We start from the raw sequence: 23,845 nt of genomic DNA, 5'->3' as shown, positions 1-23,845 counted from the left end.
CAAGGTTTCTCTCAGGATTGGCCGTTCGGACATCTTGTGCTGAAGATCGAAGAACCCTCACACTCCGCGTTGGTAATTTCACTTCGCGGGGGAGGGGACCGGCCGTGCGCCGATCCGTTACCAATGGGACACGCCGTGCCGCATTCGTGGTCGCCGTTGTCTTCGGGCTGACTGTCGCCATACCGGCCGACGTGGTGCGGCCGGGTGGTGAGTTCCCACTCACGTGGCTCAGCTGGCTGGCGCAGCGCCCCGCCTGGTCGGCGACCGCGGCGTTCGTGGGCCTTCCCGTGCAGCAGAAGGGGAAGCCGGGCACGGTCGACCCGCACGTTCCGGCTTCGGCGACCGACGCCGGCTCGGGCGCAGGGCGGGCACCCCAGCCCGCGCCCGGCACCCTTGAGGCGTACCAGCCGCACCGGATCGCCACCACGCCCGAGGTGACGGATGCGGCCGAGCCGGGCTTCGACGCCCGCACCAGCACGCGGGACGCCCGCAAGTCGAGCGCGCGCTCGGACATCTTCGCGAACGCCGACGGCTCCTTCACCAAGCGCACCTACAACCGTCCGGTCAACTACCGCGCGGCGGACGGCAGCTGGCAGAAGATCAACTCGAATCTCGCCCGCCGCTCCGACGGCCGTCTGCACGTCACGGCGAACCGGCTCGGCGTGTCGGTGGCCGGCGGAGCTCCGGGGGCGACCGGGCGTGCCGCCAACTCGACCACGGACGGCGACCTCGCCCAGCTCACCCTGCCCGGCGGCGAGAGCGTCGCTTACCGGCTCGAGGGTGGCACCATCAACGCGCCCGAGGTGACCGGGCCGACCGCTCGCTACCGGGACGTTCTCCCGGACACCGACCTGGAGCTGACCACCTTCGACGCCGGTGTCAAGGAAACTCTGGTGCTGCGCTCGCCGGAGGCGGCCTCGACCTGGGTGTTCCCGCTGCGACTCACCGGCCTGACCCCTCGGCTCACCGCCGCGGGCTCGGTGGAGCTGCTCAATGCCGATGGCACGGCGGTGGCCTGGTTTCCGCACGGCTCGATGCAGGACTCAAAGGTCGACCGGAGGTCCGGTGCGCCGGCCGAATCCGACGCCGTCACCTTCGAGATCATCACGCTCGACGGCGCGCCCGCGCTGAAGGTCGTGGCCGACCCGGCCTGGCTGCGGGACCCGGCTCGCCAGTACCCGGTGCGGGTGGACCCGACGGCAACCACCGGCACCACGGGCGACGTGTACGTGGACAGCGACACCGAGACCACCAACCACAACGGCGACAACCTGCCCGTCGGCACGTACGACGGAGGTGGGGTGAAGGCTCGCTCGTTCATCCACTTCGACGAGTTCGCCAGCGACGGCCTCGCCGGGAAGCGGTTCAGCGCGGCCAAGCTGCGCCTCTACCACACCTGGTCGCTCAACTGCACCTCGCACAAGGCGTTCGACGTGCACCGGGTGACGCAGGCGTGGACGGTCGCCGGCCTGACGAGCGCCGCGCACCCCGGGCCGACCATCTCCCCCTCGATCGGCTCGCTCACCATCACCGACAACTACCCGGCCTGCACCAACGACCCTCCCAACCGGAGCACCGGCAAGTGGGTGACCGTGCCGCTGGCCGTCGACACGTTCAACGACTGGTCGACCGGTGGCGTGAACGAGGGTCTCGCGCTGACCGCCTCGGAGACTGACTCGACGGCCTGGAAGCGGTTCACCGCTGCCAACTACTCGGACGGCAGCTACAAGCCGTACCTGGAGCTGACCTACACCAACAACGTCGCGCCGCAGGTCAACGTCCGCTACCCGACGAACAACGCGGTCGTGCAGACCCTCACCCCCGAGCTGCACTCCCGGGCGGTCGACCCGGACAACTGGCCGGCCAAGGGCTTCACCTACAACTACGTGGTGGCCGACGCCGGGACCGGCGCGGTGGTGGCCAACTCGGGTTGGGTCGCGACGGCGAGTTGGACCGTTCCGGCGGGCAAGTTGACCTGGAACAAGAGCTATCTCTACACCGTCCAGGTCAACGACAAGGCGGGCTCCAGCGCGGTCTACCCGGCGTACGCGTTCACCACGTCGGTGCCGCAGCCGCTGCTCACCGGGAGCCTGGCGCAGAACTCCGGCAAGGGTTACGACCCCGGCATCGGCAACTACACCACCTCGGCGACGGACGCCAGCGTCGCCACGGTCGGCCCGTCGCTGGCGATCACCCGTAGCTACAACAGCCTGGACGCCCGGCGCAGCAACGCTTTCGGCGCCGGCTGGTCCAGCATGCTCGACACCCGGGCCACCCAGGTACGCGACGTGGCGGGCCAGGTGCAGTCGGTCCTCATCACGTACCCGACCGGTCAGGACGTGGCACTCGGCCGTAACGCCGACGGAACGTTCACCCCTGCCTCGGGCCGGTTCTCCGTCCTCAAGGAGAACAAGGACGTCAGCGGTGCCGTCACCGGTTACACGTTGACCGACAAGGACGCCTCTCTCTACGTGTTCGCGCAGTTGGCCGGCAGCGGGGTCTTCAAGATCACGAGCGTCACCGATGCCAACGGTCGGACGATGACGTTCACGTACGACGCCAGCTCGAACGTGACGAAGGTGACCGCCGCCTCCGGCCGGTCCCTGTACGTCACCTGGTCCACCCCGGCCGGCTCGACGTACGCCCACCCGGCGACGGTCTACACCGACCCGGCCGTCGCCGGTGACTCGAACACCTCGACGACCTGGCAGTACACCTACGGCACGAGCGACCAACTGGCCAAGGTCTGCCCCCCGACGAGCCTCGCGGCCTGCACCACCTACCAGCACGACAACACCTCGCAGTACGCCAACGCGACCCTGAACGCCGGGCCGTACTCGTACTGGCGGTTGACCGAGGCTGCCGGCGCCACCACGGCCGCGAGCTCGGTGCTGGGCAACGCGGGCGTGGACAACGCGCGCTACAACAACGTCACGCTGGGCCAGGCGGCGGCGCTGCCCGGCTCCACCGCGACCACCGCCGGCTTCAACGGCACCAGCTCCCATGTGCAGCTGCCGGGCAACCTGGTCAGCGACGGCCAGTACCAGTCGGTCAGCATGTGGTTCAAGACCACCACCCCGAACGGCGTGCTGTTCAGCTACCAGGCCGATGCAATCACCAAGGGCACCACGGCGGGCAACTACACCCCGTCGCTCTACATCGGCAGTGACGGCAAGCTGCGCGGGCAGTTCTGGAGTGGAGCCCCGTCCCCGATCAACACAAACGTGACGGTCACCGACGGCGCCTGGCACCACGTGGTGTTGGCCGGTGCGGGGGACACCCAGAAGCTCTACCTGGACGGTGTCGACAAGGGCACACTCGACGGCACGATCGCCCAGATTCCCGGCGGGTCGGCGAACGTGCTGGTCGGTGCCGGTTTCGTCGGCGGTGGCTGGCCGAACCACGTCAACACCGGTGCCTCGCCCGCGAAGGCCACCTACTTCACCGGATCCATCGGTGAGGTGTCGTTCTTCAACCAGGCGCTCACCGGCACCACGGTCACCGCCCTGCACAGCTCCGGCCAGACCGCCCACCCGGTGCTCACCAAGGTGGTCCGCCCGTCGGGCGGGGTCACCGCACAGGTCGGCTATGACAAGGCCTCCGGTCGGGTTTCCTCCGTCACCGACGAGAACGGCGGCGTCTGGACGATGGGCACGCCCACCGTCTCGGGTAGCAGCGACGTCTACGCGGCCTCGGTGCTCGGCGGCAAGCCGGCCGACTACTGGCGGCTCGGAGATTTCGGAGCAACGGACGCCGCCAACGAGGTGCAGGGCGGCGTTGCCACCTACAGCTCCGCCACCCTGGGGGTCGCCGGCCCGTTCAGCGACAGCCGGGCGGCATCCTTCAACGGCACGACGTCGTACCTGCAACTTCCGCCCGAGGACGCGCCGACCACCGGACCCAACTCGGTCGAGATGTGGTTCAAGATGCCGGCCGGCAACACCGCCGGTGGGGTTCTCTACGGATACCAGGCCAGCCCGGTGTCGGACCCGGCCGTGGCCGGTATGTGGACTCCAGCGCTCTACGTCGGTACGGACGGCAAACTGCGGGGCGGGTTCTGGACCGCTGATGCCACCCGAGTGATCACCAGCACCGGCCTGGTCAACGACGACAAGTGGCACCACGTGGTGCTCTCCGCTGCGAGCAACACGCAGTCGCTCTATTTGGACGGCGTCGCGGTCGGCAAACTCGACAACGCGCTGGTCGCCGCCGACAGGCAGAACGTGTACGTCGGCGCGGGCAAGTGGGCCGGCGCCTGGCCGGGGCACGGCACCCGCGATGTCGGCTACTTCACCGGATCGATCGCCGAGGTCGCCTTCTACCGCTCGCAGCTCTCCGCCGACCAGGTCAGCGCGCACTTCCAGGCGTCGAAGCAGACCGCGCCGGTCGCGGTCACCATGGTCAACGGTGTCGCCAGCGCGATCCCGATGCCCGTCTCCACGGTCTCGGTGACCGGGCCGACGGGCGAGAAGATCTCCTACAGCTACGACCTGGTCAACGGCAGCCGGATGGTCGCCCAGACCGACGGGCTGGGCAACACCACCAAGTTCGGGTACGACGTGGGCGGCTACGGCAACCTGACGTACGACCCGCGCGGTGTGTGGTCCCAGGAACTTCAGGACGCCCGGGGCAACACGAAACAGGTCATCACCTGCCAGGACCAGTCGGCCAGCAAGTGCTCGTCGGTCTACTACACCTACTACGCCAACTCGGCCGAGCCCTTGAACTGGGCGACTGCGGCGCTGCCGACGATGTTCGAGGACTTCAGCGGTGACGGCGCTCCGGACGTGGTCTACCGGGCGGCCGACAACACCATCCAGATGGTGCAGGGCAACGGTACGGGCGGCTGGCTGACCAGCCTGCCCACGCAGATCGGCACCAGCATGGCATCGGCGAACATGGCGGTGGCTGCCAAGGACTTCTCCGGCGACGGCAAGCCCGACCTCCTCTGGCGCAGCGCCTCCGACGGCAACCTCTACATGTTGGCCGGCAACGGTGCGGGCGGCTGGGTGTCGAGCACCTCGGTCAAGATCGGGCCGAACGTCAGCGCCGCAGACCTGATGGTCTACTCCAAGGACTTCAGCGGTGACGGCAAACCCGACATCATCTACCGAAGCTCCGCCGACAAGAACCTGTACCTGCTGAAGGGCAACGGCTCGGGTGGCTGGGTGAGCACCACCGCGACCCTCATCGGCCCGAACGTGAGTGCTGCGAACCTGCTCGTCTCGCCGGGCGACTTCGACGGCGACGGCAAGGCCGACGTGATCTACCGCAGCAACGTGGACAACAACCTCTACATGCTGCGGGGCAACGGGTCCGGAGGCTGGTTGAGCACCACCGCCACCCGGGTCGGCACCGGGTGGGGCAGCGCCAAGGCCCTGCTCAGCGCGGGGGACTTCGACGGCGACAAGAAGGCCGACATCGTCTACCACAAGACCACCGACAACGACATGTACCTGGTGTCGGGCAACGGGGCCGGTGGCTGGGCGACCGGCAGCTCCATCAAGATCGGTGGCACGCCCGATCCACGCAACGACGTCATCCTGACCATGCGTGACGGCCGTTCGTCGTCGGCCACGGACAACCGGTACCTGACCAGCTACGGCTACGACGGCAAGGGCAACCAGACCAGCATCACCGACCCGCTGGGCCGGGTCACCCGTACCACCTTCACCGACGGCACCACCGTCGCGGCGAAGGACGGCGGGTTTGCCCCGGCAGGGCTGCCGGCGACCGTGACCACCGCCGGCGGGCAGAAGCAGACGATCACCTACTACGCCAGCGGCGACGTCGCCGAGATGGTCGAGCCGGGCGGCAAGGTCACCCGCTACGCGTACGACGGGCTGGGCCGGCTGCTCACCGAGACGGAGGTGACCGACAGCTACCCCGCGGGGCTCACCACCAGCCACGAGTACGACCGGTTGAGCCGTGAGGTCACCGAGACCGAGCCGGGGGTCACCAACCGGGTCACCGGCGCGATCCACACCGCCCGCACCACCACCGTCCACGACGACGACGGCAACGTCACCGAGGTCACGGTCAGCGACCTGACCGGCGGCGACGCGCCCCGTACCGAGCGGCACACCTACAACGCGTACGGGCAGGAGTCGACGACCACCAACGGCGTCAACCAGACCACCGCCTTCGAGTACGACCGGTACGGCCGGGTGGTCAAGGAGACCGGCCCCGACGGAGGGGTGACCACCAGCACCTACGACGTCGAGGGCAACCTGCTCACCACGACGGTGAAGAGCTACACGGGTGACCCGAACAACCCTTCGGCACCCCGCGACCTGGTGACGACCACCCGGGCGTACGACCCGGCGGGCCGGCTCGCCAGCGAGACCGACGCGATGGGCTGGACCACCAGCTACACGTACACCGACAACGGTCTGGAGGCGAAGGTCAGCCGGACCGACGGCACCCGGACGTTCGTGGTGGAGGAGAACGTCTACGACGCCGCCGGCAACGTGGTCAGCGAGATCTCCAACAACGGTCACACCGTCACCGCCACGGAGTACGACGCGGCGGGCCGGACGACGGCCTCGGTCGTCGACCCCAACGGCTTGAAGCGCCGGACCGCGTTGACCTACGACGCCGACGACAATGTCATCTCCACCGTGTCCTCCGGGCCGGACGGTGCCGTCACCAGCGTCTCCGATGCGCTCTACGACAGCGCCGGCCGCGCGATCGCCGAGACCGAGTACCCGTCGGCGGCGCTGACCCCGGTGGCGCGCTGGAAGCTCGACGAGACCAGCGGCACGAAGGCCGCCGACTCCGCCGGCAACAGCTCGGCCACGGCGGTCGGCAACGTCGCCTGGTCTACCGACCGGGGCGGCTCGGCCGTCTTCGACGGCACCAGCGCGCACCTGAGAACCGGCCAGATCCTGGACACCAAGCGTGCGTTCACGATCTCGGCCTGGGCGAAGCTCGCCACTGAGAATCCCGCCCTGGGAAGTGAGCAGCTCGTTTTCGAGGCCTCGGGCGCGATCGGCGACTCGGCGGCAAAGGTCTTCTACGCACCCGGTGACGATCGGTGGTATGCCGGTGTGGCGGTCCGGAAGGCGGACGGGACCAATACGTTCCTTCAGGGCGGAGGGCCGGTCGGTTCCGCGGTGGCGGGTACCTGGACGCACCTGGCACTGACGGCGGATCCGGCCAGCAAGACGATGAAGCTCTATGCCAACGGCGCACTGCAGGCCACGGCGACCACGACTGAGACCTTCAACAACACGTCCACGGGCTTCACCATCGGCGGCGCGGGCGTGTGGGGCGGATTCCCCGGCTCGGTCAGCGACGTGCAGGTCTATCAGAAGGCCCTGAGTGACGCGGAGGTCTCGCAGGTCAGGGCCGGCACGGCCCCGGCGGCGGACGCGCAGGTCATTCGTACCTCGCAGGTGCTGGACTCCGACGACCTGCCCACCTCGGTCACCGACCCGAACGGCAGCACCACCTATTACGGGTACGACGAGGAGGGTCGGGCGGTGAAGACCACCGCCCCCGCGGCGATGGTCGAGCAGCCCGGCCAGATCCCGGCCCTGGCCAACGCGGTGAGCCTGGTCGGGTTCAACACCTTCGACGAGCCGACCGACACCCGGGACGCGAACGGCAACTGGTCGGTGGTGGCGTACGACGCGGTCGGTCGCATGGTGTCGGACAAGGCGCCCGCGTATACGCCGCCGGGGTCGACGACGCCGATCGTGCCGGAGACCCGGCACAGCTACGACGTGAGCGGTCAACTGGAGACGGTCACCGACCCGCTCGGCAAGGTCACCCGCTACGAGTACGACCAGCTCGGCCGGACGTCGAAGGAGATCGCGCCGAACGACGGTGCCACCACCTACACCTACGACGACGCGGGCAACGTGTTGTCGTCGACCGACCCGACCGGCGCGGTGAGCGCCGCGACCTACGACTACCTGGGCCGCACGGTCACCTCGACGGAGGTGGTGCGGCAGGAGGGCAAGAACCACACCACCAACTACACGTACAACGCCCAGGGCTGGCCGTCGCAGGTCACCACGGCCGCCGGTGTGAACAGCTCGACGACGTACAACGTGGTCGGTGACCCGCTGACGGTCACCGACGGCGCCAACAACGTGAGCCGCTACGAGTACGACGCCGAGGGTCGGACCACGAAGACGATCCGCCCGGACGGCTCGTACGCCTCGGTCACCTACGACATGGCGGATCGGGCCACCCGCACCGCCGAGTACAGCCCGACCGGGACGCTGCTGTCGGAGCAGTCGGCCCGCTACGACCGGGCAGGCAACATGGTGGCCAGCACCGACGCCCGCCGCACCACGGTGACCTACGAGTACGACGCGACCGGCGTGGTCACCAAGGAGACGCAGCCGATCTCCGCGTCGGACTCAATCGTCACCACGTTCGGCTACGACCTGGAGGGCAACCGCACGCGGTTCACCGACGGTCGGGGCAACGCCTTCCACACCAGGTACAACTCGTGGGGGCTGCCGGAGGCGATGACCGAACCGGCCACCGCAGCCCACCCGGACGCGGCGGACCGGACCTTCACCCTGGAGTACGACCGGTCCGGTCGCCCGACGAAGCAGTCCATGCCGGGCGGGGTGACGGTCACCAACGCGTACGACGATCTGGGTCAACTGGTCCGGCAGTCGGGCGCGGGCGCCGAGGTCGCCACGGAGGACCGGACCTTCGGCTACGACGTCGCCGGACGGATGACCTCACTGTCCGGCTCGGGCGGCACGAACACCATCGCGTACGACGACCGGGGCCTGCCGAGGTCGGTGACCGGCCCGTCGGGCAACTCGACGTTCGGCTACGACCCCGACGGCCGACTGGCCTCCCGGCAGGACGCGGCTGGCGCGACGTCCTACACCTACGACGGCGCGGGCCGCCTCTCGGCGCTGGCCAACTCGTCGGCCGGTGTGCAGATGGCCTATACCTACAACACGCTCTCCCAGGTCTCGAAGATCACGTACGGGTCGAACGGCAACAACCGCAACTTCACCTTCGACCCGCTGCGTCGGCTCACCGGCGACGAGTTGAAGTCGTCGGCCGGAGCGTCGCTCGCGAAGATCACGTACGGCTGGGACGCGAACAGCAACATCACCTCGAAGTCGACGACCGGCTTCGCCGGCTCGGCCGCGAACACCTACACCTACGACCTGGCCGACCGGCTGACGTCTTGGAACAACGGCACGAACACCACGGCGTACGCCTACGACAAGTCCGGCAACCGGGTGCAGAACGGTTCCAAGCTGTTCACCTACGACCAGCGGAACCGGCTGCTCACCGCGGACGGCGCCAACTACACGTACACCGCCCGGGGGACCCTGGCCAACGCCGGCGGCAACACCACCAGCACCGACGCCTTCGGGCAGGTCGTGTCGCAGCAGTCGGCGGCCGGTACGCAGACCTACACGTACGACGGGTTGGGGCGGGCGATTCGGCCCGGCCACTCGTACACCGGTCTGGGGAACGACCTGGCGGCCGACGCGGGCGCGACCTACGTGCGGGGGGCGTCCGGTGAGGTGGTCGGGACCACCGCGGGCGGTAACCAGCGGATGGTCTGGACGGACCTGCACTCCGACGTGGTCGGGCAGTTCACCTCGACCGGGGCGACACTGGCCGGCTCGGTGACCTACGACCCGCTGGGCAAGGCGCTCAACACCAGCGGGCTGCTCGGCCAGCTCGGCTACCAGTCGGAGTGGACGGACGCGCTCACCAACCGGGTGAACATGCTCGCCCGCTGGTACAACACGGACACCGGGCAGTTCGACACCCGGGACACGGCGAGCAACAGCCCGCTGCCGGATTCGATCAACGCCAACCGCTACCAGTACGGCGACGCGAACCCACTGACCGTCACCGACCCGAGCGGGCACTGGGGGCTGGGCAGCCTCAAGAAGTCCTTCTCCCGTGCGGTCAGCTCGGTCAGCTCAAGCTTCCGCTCGTACGCGTCGTCCGCCTACTCGTACGCCTCGTCGTACGCGTCGTCGGCCTACTCGTACGCGTCGTCGACCTACAGTGCCGCGAAGTCCACCGTGAAGAAGACGGCCTCGCGGGCCAAGGCGGCGGTGAAGAAGAAGTATCACCAGGCCAAGAAGAAGTACAACCAGGTCAAGAAGCAGGTCAAGAAGAAGTACAACCAGGCCAAACGGGCGGCCAAGAAGAAGCTCGACCAGGCCCGGAAATACGTCGCCAAGAAGGCCGCAGCGGTCAAGAAACGCGCCAAACAGGCGGCGGCAAAACTGAAGCAGGCCGGTAAGAAGGTCGCCGCCAAGGCGCAGCGGGTGGTCAAGAAGGCCACCACGGCCGTACGGGATGCGGCGAACGCGACGACCAAGTGGGTGAAGGAGCACAAGGACGTCCTGTTGGAGGTCGCCGCGATCGGCGGCGCGATCCTCGCTGGTATCGCGTGCACGGCGGTGACGGCCGGTGTCGGTGCGATCGCCTGCATGGCCGGCGCGGGGGCGTTGATCAGCCTCGCGAAGGACGCCGCGCAGGGTGACATCCACAGCATCGGTGATGCGTTGGGTTCGCTGGGCACGGGTGCGGTCACCGGGCTGATCGGCGGTGCGGGTGGTGCCATCGCCGCGCGGGTTGGTGCGGCGGTGGCGAAGAAGGTCGGCACCGGCCTGGTGGGCCGGTTGGCGACCGAGGCCGCCGAGAACGGTGTCGAGGACGCGGTCGGGCAGCTGGCCTCGTCGGGTACCTACAACCCGCGGGCGGCCGCGGAGAACATGGTGCCGGGGCTCGGGGCACTGAGCCGCAAGGGCGGTGGTGGGGCGCGTTCCGGCGGGGCTTCTTCGAGTGGCTCCGGTGGTGGCGGGTTCAACCCGCTCGGCCTCGCGGTCGGTGGTGGCGGTGGCGGTTGTAAGGGCGGTCGGCACAGCTTCGACCCGAAGACCCGGGTCCTGATGGCCGATGGCAGCAGTCGGCCGATCGAGGACGTCAACGTCGGCGACAAGGTCATGGCGACCGACCCAGTGGCGGGTAAGTCGGAGCCGAAGCAGGTCACGCAGCTGCACCGGAACGTCGACAAGGACCTGACCGACCTCACCGTCCGCGACCAGGACGGCAAGGTGACGAAGGTCGAGACGACCTGGCACCACCCGTTCTGGAACAACTCGGAGCGCAAGTGGAGCGACGCCAAGGACCTGAAGCCGGGCACCAAGCTGCTGGTCAGGGGCAAGGGCGCGGTCACCGTCGTGGCGGTGCTCAACAAGCTCGGCGTCGAGGAGATGCGCGACCTCACCGTCGCTAACATCCACACGTACTACGTGATGGTCGACAGCAATCCTGTGCTTGTGCACAACGTCGACGAAAACGAATTGTGCAAACAGACGCTGGGTGCTGGGCCTTACGCGGTTGAGGGAGTCTCTACCACACGGCGTAAGGTGACCCGCAATCATGCGGAGTACTGGGAGAATCAGACCAACGGTATTGCGCACGGATGTCACACGTGTGGGGCTCGTCTTCCGGGCACCAAGAACGGCGAATGGATCTTCGACCATCAGCCGCCAGTCTCGACCGTCAGTGGGCCTTACAGGGGGACCGGGTATCCGCATTGCGATAAGTGCCGGGCGCAACAAGGTGGAATGGCGAGCCAGTTGTCCCAGGAAAACTATGACTTTCCACCTGAGCGCTCTCTCCAGGATGCCCGACATCTGAACCTGATCAACCTCAGATAGTAAAGTTTGTCAACCTCATGACGCGCGTCCTCGCGCGTCAGGGCCGGCTCGCATGGATCACGAGACGCCGAGCCGGCCCTGCTGCTAGGGACTTGATTGGCTGGCGGCCCCAGAGACGGAACCTGTTGGCAGGTAGTACTGTCCTCGCCGGGAGCGTGTTTCCCTGAGGCTACGAAATTGAGGGTGACGGTCGTGGTAGCTGAGTATTCCGCAGAGGACGACGGCTTCGTCGGATCCTTCTGCGTCTTTGCACAACACGGGCTGCTGATTTTCCGAGACGTGCGGTCCGTCGACACCCATGCAGGCTGGGATGGCGGCGACATGGTGCATGCCACGCCTGACTCCATCTACCTGCGTGTCCAGACCTACGTCGACGGGCCAGTGTCGGTGGAGGTGCTTGAGGGCGAGTCAGAGGACTTGGTCCTCGATGGTGCCGTCCTGTTCGACGGCACCATATCGTCGCAGCATGGGGAATTCATCTTGCACGACCCAGATAACTGGATCTCAATGAAGGTAGTTACCGATAATCCTGGAGAAGCGCGATTGCGCGTGTCGGGTGATGCTGGTCATTTACCCTCCGCCCTCCGGCTCCAGATTTGGTACTGATAGCGTTTCCGCGGTAGTGGGTTTGAGGCAGCGCTTGTGGCAGGTGAATGCGGCGGCAAGAGTAATGAATGCGCGGTACACCCCATGGTTGCGTTCGTAGCGGTGATCAGTCGCGGTAGCCCTGGACCGGTCGATCAGCCCGTAAGCCCGGGCTGGACGCACTTGGTCCGAACTTAGGTGGGCCAGACCTCCTGATCCGCAAGATCGGCGGATCGGTCCGCAGGAACAGTCCGGCACTGAGCGACAATCGGTGTCATGCGTTTCCGCATCCTGGGGCCGACTCAGGTGTTGCTGGCCGACGGGCACGAGATCCCCGTGGGCGGTCCGCGGCTGCGCGCCCTGCTGGCACTCCTCCTGCTCGACGCGGGCCGGGTTGTCTCCGCCGAGCGGCTGATCGACGGCCTGTACGGCGAGCATCCGCCCCGGGGCGCGGCCAACGCGCTTCAGTCCCAGGTGTCGCGCCTGCGCCAGGCCCTGCCCGCCGAGCACAACGCGGTCGAGTTCCACCCGGCCGGTTATCGCCTCGCCGTGGATCCCGCTGACGTCGACGCGTACCGGTTCGAGCAGCTCGCCGAGGTGGGGCGTCGCGCGCTCGCCGATGGCGAGTGGCCCAGCGCGGCAACCGTGTTGCGCGAGGCGCTGGAGTTGTGGCGTGGTGCCGCCCTGGCCGATGTCGCCGACGTGGGGGGTGCACCCGCGCAAGCGGCTCGGCTGAACGAGTTGCGGCTGGCTGCCATGGAGGATCGGGTTGAGGCGGAGCTGGCGTTGGGCGCGGACGCCACGCTGGTCGCGGAGCTACGTGAGTTGGTCGTCGCGCATCCGTTGCGGGAGCGGTCGCGGGGCCAACTCATGCGGGCCCTTTCCGCCCTGGGCCGGCCGGCCGAAGCACTGGCCGAGTTCGAGGACGCCCGGCGCACGCTGGCCGAACATCTCGGCGTCGACCCGTCGGCCGCGCTGGCCGCGATTCACCTGGCGGTGCTGCGCGGTGAGGAACGCGCGGCGGCCGAGCAGGCACTGCCGAGCCAGCTCACGACCTTCGTCGGGCGGGAGGCGGAACTCGAGCGCGTTGGGGAGTTGCTCGGTGAGCGAAGGCTGATCACCCTCACCGGCCCCGGAGGAGCGGGCAAGACGCGGTTGGCGATCGAGGCCGCGGGCCGTCTCGACGGCGAGGTGCGCTTCGTCGAGCTGGCCGGGCTGGCCGACGGTGCGGACGTACCGCAGGCGGTGCTGAGCGCTCTCGGCCTGCGCGATGCGGGCCTGCGCGCCCCGGCCGAGCCGGGCCGCCATCCAACCGACCGGCTGGTCGAGGCGTTGGCCGAGCGGCGGCTGCTGCTCGTGCTCGACAACTGCGAGCATGTCATCGCCCACGCGGCCCGGCTGACCGGACGGCTGCTGAGCGCGTGCCCGGCGCTGCGCGTCCTGGCCACGAGTCGCGAGCCGCTCGGGCTGGCCGGTGAGGCGTTGTGCCCGCTGTCCGGGCTCACCCTGCCGCCGCCCGACGCGCCGGCGCTGGACGTCGACGATTACGCCGCAGTCAGGCTGTTCGCCCAGCGGGCCGCCGATGTCGCGCCCGACTTCACCGTCACGTCGGCCAACGTCGAGGTGGTGCTGCGGATCTGTCGTAGCCTCGACGGCCTTCCGCTGGCGATCGAGCTGGCCGCCGCGCGACTGCGGGCGCTGCCCGTCGCCGAGGTGGCCGCCCGTCTCGACGATCGGTTCCGGCTGCTCTCGGTGGGCAGCCGGGCCTCGTCACCGCGACACCGCACACTCCGGGCCGTGGTCGAGTGGAGTTGGGATCTGCTCGACGACACCGAACGGCGGCTGGCCCGCCGGCTGACCGTCTTCGCCGGCGGTGCCACGCTGGAGGCGGCCGGGCGAGTCTCCGGTCTGCCCACCGCCGAGTTCGTCGACGCGCTGACCGGTCTGGTCGACAAGTCCTTCGTGGAGATGAGTGGCGGCCGATACCGGATGCTCGAAACGGTGCGTGCCTTCGCCGCCGAACGTCTCGCCGAGGCTGGCGAGGCCGACCAACTGCGCCGCGCTCACGCGGCGTACTTCCTGGAGTTCGCCTGGACCGCCAGCGATCACCTTCGGCGAGCGGAGCAGCTGCACTGGTTACGACGGCTCGACGCTGAGCGGGACAACCTGCATGCGGCGCTGCGCCGTGCCACCGCGGCGGGTGACGGGTCCGAAGCTGCCGAGATGGTCGCGGCCCTGTCGTTCTACTGGTGGCTGCGCGGCATGCGCGGGGAAGGGGCCCGGTTCGCCGCCGACGTCCTCGACGTGCTCGGCTCCGAAGCGCCGCCGGGCCTCGTCGAGGAGTTCGCGCTCTGCGTCTACAACGCCTCGCTCGCTGGTTCCGGCCACCTGCCGTCTCTCGGCACGCAGGGTTCCGTGATCCGCAGCCTCGACCGGCCGCCTCGACAACCGTTCCTGCTGTATCTGTCGGGCATCTCGACCGGGCCGCCGTCCGGCGGAGCCGAGCACGTCGACGAGCTGATGCTGGAGCTGCGCCGGCTGGTCGGCCCGGACGTCTGGATCAACGCGCTGGGCGCGATGGGAAGCGGCTCGGCGCAGATGTGGAGTGGCCGGTGGGATCGGGCCAACGCCGCGTTGGTCACCGCGCTGGACGGCTTCCGAAGCGCCGGGGACCGGTGGGGTTCCATGATCACACTCGGCGCGCTCGGTGAACTCACCGCCTGGCAGGGGGACCCGGAGGCGGCGAGCGCCCACATGGATCAGGCCATGGGATTGGCCGAGGAACTCGGATCGGCCGTCGACCAGGCCGACATGCTGCGTACCCGGGGCGAGATCAGGCTACGCGCCGGTCACCTCGCCGGGGCGCGCGATGATTTCGCCGCTGCGCTGCTCCTCGCGCAGCGCAGCGGCGCGCCGGAGTTCGTCGCCGGCGCCCGGCTCGGCCTCGCCCAGGTGGCACGGCTGCGCGGAGATCTCGTCGAGGCGAGACGGCTCTCCGAGGAGGCGTTGACCGGCGGGCTCACCGGCTGGTATGTCGGCGAGGCCACGCGTTCGGAGATCATGCTCGTCCTCGAGCAGATCACCGAAGCGGAGAAAGCCGGGCCTGGCGCGCCGCCGTCAGCGGACGGTGCGTGAGCCGTCAGCGCCCCAGGCCACCGTGGGGGCATGACGACATTCGAGGTGGTCACCGAGGGTCTGGGCAAACGGTACGGCCCAACCCGCGCGCTGGACACGTTTGACCTGGCCGTGCCGACCGGCACGGTGTATGGACTGCTGGGACCGAACGGCGCCGGGAAGACGACGGCCGTACGGATCCTTGCCACGCTGCTGCGCTTCGACACCGGCAGGGCGACCGTGGCGGGGTTCGACGTGCTGCGTCAGCCGCACGAGGTGCGTGCCCGGATCGGGCTGACCGGGCAGTACGCCGCGATCGACGAGACCCTCAGTGGCCGGCAGAACCTGGAGTTGTTCGGCCGGCTGTTCCGGCTCGGCCGACGGGCAGCCCGCCAACGAGCCGGGGAGCTGCTGGAACGGTTCGGCCTCGACGAGGCGGCGAGTCGGTCCGCCGGTGAGTATTCGGGTGGTATGCGCCGTCGGCTGGATCTCGCCGCCAGCCTGATCCGTACACCGCGCGTGCTCTTCCTCGACGAGCCGACGACCGGCCTGGACCCGCGCAGCCGCAACCAGGTGTGGGACCTGGTTCGCACCCTGGTTGCGGACGGGACCACGGTACTGCTCACCACGCAGTACCTGGAGGAAGCTGATCAGCTCGCGAACCGGATCTCGGTGATCGACTCCGGGCGGGTGGTGGCCGAGGGCTCACCGGACGAGCTGAAGTCGATGACCGGCGGTGACCGGATCGAGGTGGTGGTGCGCGACGCGGCCGACCTGACCCAGGCTGTCCGCATCGTCGCATCGGTCTGCGGCGTGGAGCCCACGCGCGATCCGGAGGTTCGGCGACTCAGCGTCCCGGTGGCCGACCGGGTGGCCGGGCTGGTCGACGTCGTGCGGGCGTTGGACGACGCGGGGATCGCGGTCGAGGACATCGGCCTGCGGCGCGCCACGTTGGACGAGGCGTTCCTGCACCTGACCGGGCATCGGTCAGACGAAGCCCGCGGACCCGTTGGCGCCGGACGAAAGGCGGCCGTGGCATGACCACTGCGGTAGCCGACGGTTGGACGATGACCAGGCGCAACATGATCCATGTCGTCCGCCAGCCGGAGGAGGTGATCCTCTACTTCTCCCTGCCGATCATGTTCGTCCTGGTCTTCGGGTACGTGTTCGGCAGTGGCATGCAGGTGCCGGGTGGCGGCAACTATCGGGAGTTCCTGCTGCCCGGGGTCTTCGTGATGACGATGCTGTACGGCCTTGGCGCCACCGCGACCGGCGTGGCGCTGGATCTCAGCCGAGGTGTCGTCGACCGGTTCCGGTCGATGCCGATGGCCCGGTCCGCCCTGATGACCGGCCGCAGTGCCGCCGACCTGCTCCGCGCCCTGCTGGAGATGTCCACCCTGTTGGTCTGTGGCCTGCTCGTCGGGTGGCAGTGGCGACATGGTGTGGGGAAAGCGTTGCTCGCCGTCGGGCTCCTCCTGCTGCTGCGAGTCGCGATCACCTGGATGGGGATCTACCTGGCGCTGCTGGTCCGCAACCCGGACACCGTCGGCGTCATCGTCTTCCCGGCGGCGTTTCCGCTCACCGCGATCTCCAATGTCTTCGTGTCGCCTGAGCTCATGCCGCCGGTCATCGGTGCGATCTCAGAGTGGAACCCGCTGTCGGCCACCGTCGCGGCAATCCGCGAGCTGTTCGGCAATCCGGGCCTGAGTGGCGACTCCTGGCCGGCGGAGCACGCGATGCTGTTGGCGGTGGTGTGGCCGGTGCTCCTGATCGCGACGTTCGCTCCGCTGGCGGTTCGTCGATACCAGCGGCTGAGTCGCTGACTCCGGCCGCCTGCCCGGGTCAGCGGCGAGCCCGCAGGGCGTAGAAGGCGGCGCCGACGGCGAGCACACCAAAGCCGGCGAGGACGCTGCCCAGCGGCAGGTTGACCGCCAGCAGCAGACAACCGAAGAGCCCGAGACCGGCGAGCACCCGGACCGGCAACCGCCGGTCCGGGTCCCGGCCCAGGGTGAGCGCCGCCGCGTTGGTGATCGCGTAGTAGACGAGCACCGTGCAGCTGGAGAAGCCGATCGCGTTCCGCACGTCGCCGAGCAGCACCACCAGGATCACCACGGCGGCAACGGCCAGCTCGGCGCGGTGTGGCACCTGGTGTACCGGGTGCACGGCGGCGAGCGCACCGGGCAGGTCGCGGCGGCGGGCCATCGCGAGCGTGGTGCGGCCGACTCCGGCGACCAGGGACAGCAGCACACCGATGACGGCGATCGTGGCCCCGGCGCGGACCACCCAGGCCAGGCCGGGCAGCCCGGCGGTGGTCACCACGTCGACCAGGGGCGCGGCGGAACCGGCCAGCCGGTCGGCGCCGAGCACGCCGAGTGTGATCACGGCCAGCACCAGGTAGATCACGAGCACCACCCCGAGCGCCAGCGGCACCGCCCGGGGGATGGTCCGCTGCGGGTCGCGAACCTCCTCGCCGAGCGTGGCGATCCGGGCGTACCCGGCGAAGGCGAAGAAGAGCAGCCCGGCCGCGGTGAGCACGCCCCGGGCGGAGCCGCCGGGGTCGGTCAGCCGATCCAGGTGCACCGGCCCGCCCGCCACGCCGACGACCGCGACCAGAGCCAGCACCACGAGCACAAGCGCGACCAGTGCCCTGGTCACGGTGGCCGTCTTGCCGATGCCGCGCAGGTTCACGGCGGTCACGGCGAGCACCGCGCCGACCGCGACCAGCCGGGCCTGTCCCGGCCACAGGTACGCCCCGATGGTCAACGCCATCGCCGCGCAGCTCGCGGTCTTGCCGACGACAAAGCCCCAGCCGGCCAGGAACCCGGCGAACGGCCCGAGGCGTTCGCGGCCATAGACGTAGGTGCCGCCGGACTCCGGGTAGCGGGCCGCCAGCCGCGCCGAGCTGGTGGCGTTGCAGAAGGCGATGAGACCGGCCAGCACCAGCGCGGGTAGCAGACCGGCGCCGCCGGCCTCCGCCGCGGCAGGCCCGAAGACCACGAAGACGCCCGCGCCGAGCATCGAGCCCAACCCGATGACAACCGCATCGGGTACGCCGAGCCGCCGCGCCAGTTGATCCACGGGCCGAAACCCTAGGGGTACGAGGTGAACGGCCGGTCCCACTCGCGTAGCCGACCGGGGAGCGGCAGGCCGTCCCAGGGCGCCCGGTGCAGCAGCCGGTCCAGGAGCAGCCCGAGCAGTAGCCCGGCCACCGAGTCGGTCAGCCAGTGCCAGCCCAGGTAGGTGGTGGTGGTGAGGACGACCAGCGGCGGCACGATGCGGATCACGGTGACGAGTCGGGCGGGCAGTTGCCGGCCGAAGCTGCGGGCCAGCGGGGCGAGGAGGAGCGCGATGACCCCGTACCAGACGATGGCGTTGGCGACGTGCCCCGACGGGTAGGACTGGGCGAACCGGACCGGCAGGTCGTCGTGGAACAGCGGCAGGGTCTGCTCGGGCGTCAGGAACGGCTCCTTGACGCTGGCGCTCGGTGCCGCCCGGGCCGTCCAGACCTTGAGCGGACCGATCGTCAGGTAGGTCAGCACGAACCCGACCACCGGCGGCAGGATCGGCCGCACCGACCGCAGCCGGACGGCCAGCCACACGCCCAGCCCGGCGGCGATCAAGGTCAGCGGGGTGCCCTGGCCGAGCAGGTTGAACACCCGGGCCACCCAGTAGGCGACCGTCGGTCGGTGCCCGTCGGCCCAGTCGGCGACGGCCCGGTCCAGGCCGAAGAGCTGGTCGGCGGCGAGCGCCACCGTCAACCCGACCAACCCGACCAGTAGCAGCGCGTCGAACCACCAGCCGGCCGGGCGGACAGGCCGTAGCCGCAGGTCACGTCGTACCGCCGTGGGTTTGAGCACGCGACCACGCTACCGGCCCGACGCGAGGCCGTGGCGTCCCGCGCTGTGTGCCCAGCCACGATGTGAGGCGGATGCGGGGGGCGACCAGTCATGCTTGTGCCCGTGCGGATCACATCTGCCCTCGTCGACCCGGCGCTGCTCGACCTGCCCTGGTCGACACCGCTGGAGGAGTGGCCTGCCCAACACCTGGTGGCGCTGCCGCAGGGCATCTCCCGACACATCGTCCGGTTCGTCCGGCTCGGTGAGTACGTCTACGCGTTCAAGGAGACCCGCGAGCGGATCGCCGAGCGGGAGTACGACCTGCTCCGGGCCCTGGAGCGGATCGACTTTCCCTCGGTTGAGGCGGTGGCGGTCGTCGCCGACCGGCAGACCGAGGACGGGGAGCCCCTCGAATCGGTGTTGATCACGCGGCACCTGCAGTTCTCGCTGCCGTACCGGGCGCTCTTCTCGCACACCCTGCGGTCGGAGACGATGAGCCGACTGCTCGACGCGCTCGCCGCGCTGATCGTGCGCATGCACCTGACCGGCTTCTTCTGGGGCGACTGCTCGCTGTCGAACACGTTGTTCCGCCGGGACGCGGGCGCGTTCGCCGCCTACCTGGTGGACGCGGAGACGGGCGCGTTGCACAACTCGCTCTCCAACGGGCAGCGCGGTGAGGACCTGGAGATCGCCCGGGTGAACATCTTCGGCGAGGCGTTGGACCTACAGGCCGCTGGTCTGCTGCACGAGTCCATCGACCCGGAGGTGGTCTGCGAGGAGGTCGTGCAGCGCTACGAGCGGCTCTGGCACGAGATCACCTACGAGCAGGCCATCGAGCGGGAGGCCCGGCACGACATCGAGGGCCGGATTCGCCGCCTCAACGAGTTGGGCTTCGACGTGGCCGAGGTGGCCATGTCGTCCATCGACGACGGGCGTTTCCTGGTCCGTCCGAAGGTTGTCGACGCCGGTTACCACACCCGGCGGCTGCTGCGGCTGACCGGTCTGGACGCTGAGGAGAACCAGGCGCGCAAGCTGCTCAACGACCTGGACGCCTATCGGGCGGAGAGCGACCTGACCGACGAGCAGCAGGCCGCGCACCGCTGGCTCACCGAGGTCTTCGAGCCGGTGGTCCGGGCCGTTCCGGCACACCTGCGCCGCAAGTTGGAGCCGCAGGAGCTGTTCGCGCAGATCATCGAGCACAAGTGGCTGCTCTCCGAGCAGGCTGGCCGGGACGTGGGGATGCGCCACGCGGTCCAGTCGTACCTGGCCGACGTGCTGGTGCACCGCCCCGACGAGCAGGCCGTCCTCGGCGTCGAGGTCCCCACCGCCGGCTGACCCTCCGCCCCCGGCAGCGGACGACCCGGCGTCACTCCACCCAGGAGCCGTTGCGAAGGACCCGCACCACGTTCAGGTCGGTGTCCAACACGACGAGATCGGCGCGAAGGCCCACCTGAATGGACCCCACCCGGTCGCCCAGGCCGATGGCCCGCGCCGAGGTGGTGGCCACCATCCGCGCGGCGTCGGCGATCGGGATCCCGGCATCCACGGCGTGCCGCAGCGCGGCGTCCATGGTCAGGGTGCTGCCGGCGATCGACCCACTGCGGGCCAGCCGGGCCACCCCGTCGGCCACGGTGACGGCCTGACCGCCCAGCTCGTACTCACCGTCGGCCATTCCGGCGGCGGCCATCGCGTCGGTGATCAGCGCGGCCCGGTCCGGGCCCACGGTCGCGGCGGCGAAGGTCAGCATGCCGTCGTGCAGGTGCACCCCGTCGGCGACCAGCTCGCAGATCACGGTCGGCGCGTCGAGCAGGGCCACCACCGGACCCGGCTCGCGGTGGTGCACGGGCCGCATGCCGTTGAACAGGTGCGTACCCACGCTCGCGCCCGCGGCGATCGCGGCGCGCGTCTGCTCGTACGTGGCGTCGGTGTGGCCCACCGCGGCCACCACCCGTTGCGCGGTGAGCAGCTTGATCGCCTCCAGTGCGCCGTCGCGCTCGGGGGCGAGGGTGACCATCCGGATCGCGCCCCGGCCCAACTCGATCAGCTCGGTCAGCTCGTCGGTCGACGGGTCGCGCAGGTACTCCGGGTTCTGTGCGCCACATCGGGCGGTGGAGAGATATGGCCCCTCGAAGTGGACGCCTGCCAGCACACCCTCGTCGACCAGCGGGGCGAACGACTCGGTGGCCGCGCGCATCAGCGGGAAGGGCGCGCTGACCAGGCTGGCCAGCAGGGTGGTCGTGCCATGCGCGAGGTGGAAGTTGGCCGCCGCCCGGGCCTCGTCGGCGTCCCCGGTGGTGAAGGTGTGACCACCACCGCCGTGTGTGTGCATGTCGACGAAGCCAGGCAGGATCCAGTGCCCGTCACGGACCGACGGATACTCGGCGACAGCGGTGATCCGATCACCGTCCCACTCGACGCAGCCCTGTTGGATGACACCGGTCGGGGTCACCACTCGGCCGTTCACCCGTACGGTCATTGCTTCTCCTGTTGGTCACGGCCGCGTACAGCGTCCAGGGCTAGCAGGGCGGCGCCGAGGCAGCCAGCCTCGTCGCCGAGGGCTGCCGCGACGAGTTGCGGCTCGCGGTGGAAGGTCATCCGCTCGTGCAGCGCTGCCCGCAGTGGGGTCAACAGCCGATCTCCGGCCTGGGCCAGGCCGCCGCCGAGCACGATCGTCGCCACGTCGAACAGCGCCTGCCCGGTCGCGAGACCATCGGCGAGTGCCTCGACCGCCTCCTGCCAGACCTGGCTGGCGAGCGGTTCGCCGGCCGCGGCCCGCTCGGCCACCTCGGCGGCCGTCACCGGAGCGTCGGCTGTCTCGCCGGCCAACTCGTCGTAGCGGCGGCCGATCGCGGCGGCCGAGGCGATCGCTTCCAGGCAGCCGGGTCGACCGCAGCCGCAGCGCGGGCCGTCGGGCCGCACCAGGACGTGGCCGATCTCCCCGGCGGCGCCGTGGGCGCCCACGACGGCCGTGCCGTCGACAACGTGGGCTGCGGCGATGCCGGTGCCAATTGCCACGAACAGCACGTGCCCGGTGCCGCGTCCGGCACCGAGCCGGGCCTCGGCGAGGCCACCGGCCCGCACGTCGTGACCGAGCGCCGTGGGCAGGCCGAGCCGCGTCGCCGCCAGGTGCCGCAGCGGTACGTCCCGGAAGCCCACGTTCGCCGACCAGACCGCGACGCCGCGTGCCTCGTCGACGACCCCGGGCACGGCGATGCCGACCGCGATCGGGGTGAGCCCGTCGGCGCGGGCCTTGTCAGCCAGCCCCTCGGCGACGTCCAGGATGGTGCCGACCACGGCTGTCGGGCCGCGAGCGGCGTCGGTGGGGTGCCGCTCGGTGCGTACGGCGACGCCGTCCGGCCGGACCAGCGCGCACTTCATGCCGGTGCCGCCAACGTCGAGAGCCACGACCACCTGGTCGGCGTCCACGGCGTCGCTCACGGCGTCACCTCGGTTCGCGACTGCGGGGCTCGCAACCCCGGCTCACTCCTCGCGCTCACGGCGTCATCTCGGTTCGCGACTGCGGGGCTCGCAACCCCGGCTCACTCCTCGCGCTCACGGCGTCATCTCGGTTCGCGACTGCGGGGCTCGCAACCCCGGCTCACTCCTCGCGCTCACGGCGTCATCTCGGTTCGCGACTGCGGGGCTCGCAACCCCGGCTCACTCCTCGCGCTCACGCGAGCACCACCGACCGGCTGAGGTGCCGGGGCGCGTCCGGGTCGAGGCCCCGGCTGGTCGCCAGCGCGACCGCGAAGCGTTGAGCCAGGATCAGGTCGGCCATCGGGTCGACCGGGGTACGACCAGCGGACCAGCTGCCGAGCACCGTGCGCCAGCCGTGCATGCGGCTGTGTACGAAGGCCGCGCCGGTGGCCGCCACGTCCTCGGGCAGTCCGTCGGGTAGCTCGCCGAACGCCCAGACCAGCCGGCCGGGCGCGGAGACGGAGATGGGGCCGTGCCGGTAGTCCATCGCCGGGTACGCCTCGGCCCAGAAGGTGGCCGCCTCGCGGCACTTCAGTGCTGCCTCCTGGGCCAGCCCGACCGTCCAGCCTCGACCGAGGAAGGTGGCCTGCCCGATGGTGGCCGGGTCGATCGGCAGCGGGGAGCGCACCGCCACTTCGGCGTCGGCGGCGAGCGCGGCCACCGGGTCGCCGAGGTGGGCCCGGAGCAGGGCCAACGCGGTGGTCGCGAAGCGGGTCTGCACCACCGACCGCTCGTCGGCGAAGGGCATGGTCACCGCGGCGGCGGCCAGATCGACCGCCGGGGATGCCGGGTCGCCGACGATGACGGTGGTGGGTGTCCGCCCGCGTAGCGCGGCGAGCAGCTCCAGCACCTCGGTGGTGGTGCCGGAGCGGGTGATCGCGATCAACCGGTCGTAGCGGCGGCCGGCGGGGAATTCGGACGCCTGGAACGCGTCGGTCTCGCCCTGGCCGGCCTGCTCGCGGCGGGCCGCGTACGCCATCGCCATGAACCACGACGTGCCGCAACCGACGACGGCGACCCGCTCGCCGGGGCGCGGCAGGTCACCGTGTACGACATCGGCCAGCTTGGCCGCCTCCCGCCAGCAGTCGGGTTGGCTCGCGATCTCCGCGTCCACGTACGCCATGGGAAACTCCTCGCAGGGGCGATCGGTGCGCA

At 69.9% G+C, this 23,845-nt stretch carries 11 protein-coding genes; 6 read left to right on the top strand and 5 right to left on the bottom strand.

Annotated elements, in window-relative coordinates; translation table 11 throughout:
• Window positions 1–104: 104 nt before the first annotated feature.
• The 5 genes from PCA76_RS30500 to PCA76_RS30480 all read left to right on the top strand — a co-directional run bounded on the left by PCA76_RS30500 (window position 105) and on the right by PCA76_RS30480 (window position 17,200).
• Window positions 105–11,678, top strand: a complete 11,574-nt coding sequence (locus PCA76_RS30500; protein WP_272613886.1) for a LamG-like jellyroll fold domain-containing protein — start codon at window positions 105–107, stop codon at window positions 11,676–11,678.
• Between the two features lie 183 nt (window positions 11,679–11,861).
• Entirely contained in the window at window positions 11,862–12,284 is a 423-nt protein-coding gene (locus tag PCA76_RS30495) for a hypothetical protein (protein ID WP_272613884.1), read from the top strand.
• 255 nt (window positions 12,285–12,539) lie between these two features.
• Window positions 12,540–15,398, top strand: a complete 2,859-nt coding sequence (locus tag PCA76_RS30490) for a BTAD domain-containing putative transcriptional regulator (RefSeq protein ID WP_272613883.1) — start codon at window positions 12,540–12,542, stop codon at window positions 15,396–15,398.
• Between the two features lie 30 nt (window positions 15,399–15,428).
• On the top strand, window positions 15,429–16,418 hold the full coding sequence (locus PCA76_RS30485; RefSeq protein WP_272613882.1) for an ATP-binding cassette domain-containing protein: 990 nt from the start codon (window positions 15,429–15,431) through the stop codon (window positions 16,416–16,418).
• Window positions 16,415–17,200 carry an ABC transporter permease gene (locus PCA76_RS30480; RefSeq protein WP_272613881.1) on the top strand — a complete coding sequence of 262 codons (786 nt, stop codon included), beginning with the start codon at window positions 16,415–16,417 and terminating at the stop codon, window positions 17,198–17,200. Before PCA76_RS30485 ends, PCA76_RS30480 begins: the two co-directional genes overlap by 4 nt.
• A gap of 19 nt (window positions 17,201–17,219) precedes the next feature.
• On the opposite strand, the gene PCA76_RS30475 is transcribed toward PCA76_RS30480, so the two are convergent.
• Window positions 17,220–18,455: an APC family permease gene (locus tag PCA76_RS30475; protein ID WP_272613880.1), complete on the bottom strand. Its 1,236-nt coding sequence runs from the start codon at window positions 18,453–18,455 to the stop codon at window positions 17,220–17,222.
• An 11-nt stretch (window positions 18,456–18,466) separates the two neighbouring features.
• Window positions 18,467–19,204: a phosphatase PAP2 family protein gene (locus PCA76_RS30470; RefSeq protein WP_272619740.1), complete on the bottom strand. Its 738-nt coding sequence runs from the start codon at window positions 19,202–19,204 to the stop codon at window positions 18,467–18,469.
• 132 nt (window positions 19,205–19,336) lie between these two features.
• Between PCA76_RS30470 and PCA76_RS30465 the strand changes: the two genes are divergently transcribed.
• Window positions 19,337–20,548 (top strand): DUF4032 domain-containing protein, encoded by a 1,212-nt coding sequence (locus tag PCA76_RS30465; protein ID WP_442930174.1) that lies wholly within the window; start codon window positions 19,337–19,339, stop codon window positions 20,546–20,548.
• A gap of 31 nt (window positions 20,549–20,579) precedes the next feature.
• Here PCA76_RS30465 and nagA read toward each other — a convergent pair whose 3' ends face one another.
• The 3 genes from nagA to PCA76_RS30450 form a co-directional block, all read right to left on the bottom strand.
• Window positions 20,580–21,689, bottom strand: coding sequence for an N-acetylglucosamine-6-phosphate deacetylase (nagA, locus tag PCA76_RS30460; RefSeq protein WP_272613877.1), 1,110 nt, complete (start codon window positions 21,687–21,689; stop codon window positions 20,580–20,582).
• The gene (locus PCA76_RS30455) at window positions 21,686–22,651 is read right to left on the bottom strand and encodes an ROK family protein (protein WP_272613875.1); all 966 of its coding nucleotides are present in this window, start codon (window positions 22,649–22,651) and stop codon (window positions 21,686–21,688) included. The genes nagA and PCA76_RS30455 overlap by 4 nt, the downstream gene beginning before the upstream one ends.
• A 232-nt stretch (window positions 22,652–22,883) precedes the next feature.
• Window positions 22,884–23,813 carry an SIS domain-containing protein gene (locus PCA76_RS30450; RefSeq protein WP_272613874.1) on the bottom strand — a complete coding sequence of 310 codons (930 nt, stop codon included), beginning with the start codon at window positions 23,811–23,813 and terminating at the stop codon, window positions 22,884–22,886.
• Window positions 23,814–23,845: the final 32 nt, after the last annotated feature.

Source organism: Micromonospora sp. LH3U1 (assembly GCF_028475105.1).
GTDB lineage: Bacteria > Actinomycetota > Actinomycetes > Mycobacteriales > Micromonosporaceae > Micromonospora.
Note: the sequence above shows the minus strand (reverse complement) of the source record. Positions and strands in the feature narration are given on the sequence as shown.

What these genes read in the sequence shown, in the direction of transcription:
- PCA76_RS30490 (WP_272613883.1), top strand. Translation starts at nt 12,540, where the DNA reads ATGCGTTTCCGCATCCTGGGGCCGACTCAGGTGTTGCTGGCCGACGGG.
- PCA76_RS30485 (WP_272613882.1), top strand. Translation starts at nt 15,429, where the DNA reads ATGACGACATTCGAGGTGGTCACCGAGGGTCTGGGCAAACGGTACGGC.
- PCA76_RS30480 (WP_272613881.1), top strand. Translation starts at nt 16,415, where the DNA reads ATGACCACTGCGGTAGCCGACGGTTGGACGATGACCAGGCGCAACATG.
- nagA (WP_272613877.1), bottom strand. Translation starts at nt 21,689, where the DNA reads ATGACCGTACGGGTGAACGGCCGAGTGGTGACCCCGACCGGTGTCATC.
- PCA76_RS30450 (WP_272613874.1), bottom strand. Translation starts at nt 23,813, where the DNA reads ATGGCGTACGTGGACGCGGAGATCGCGAGCCAACCCGACTGCTGGCGG.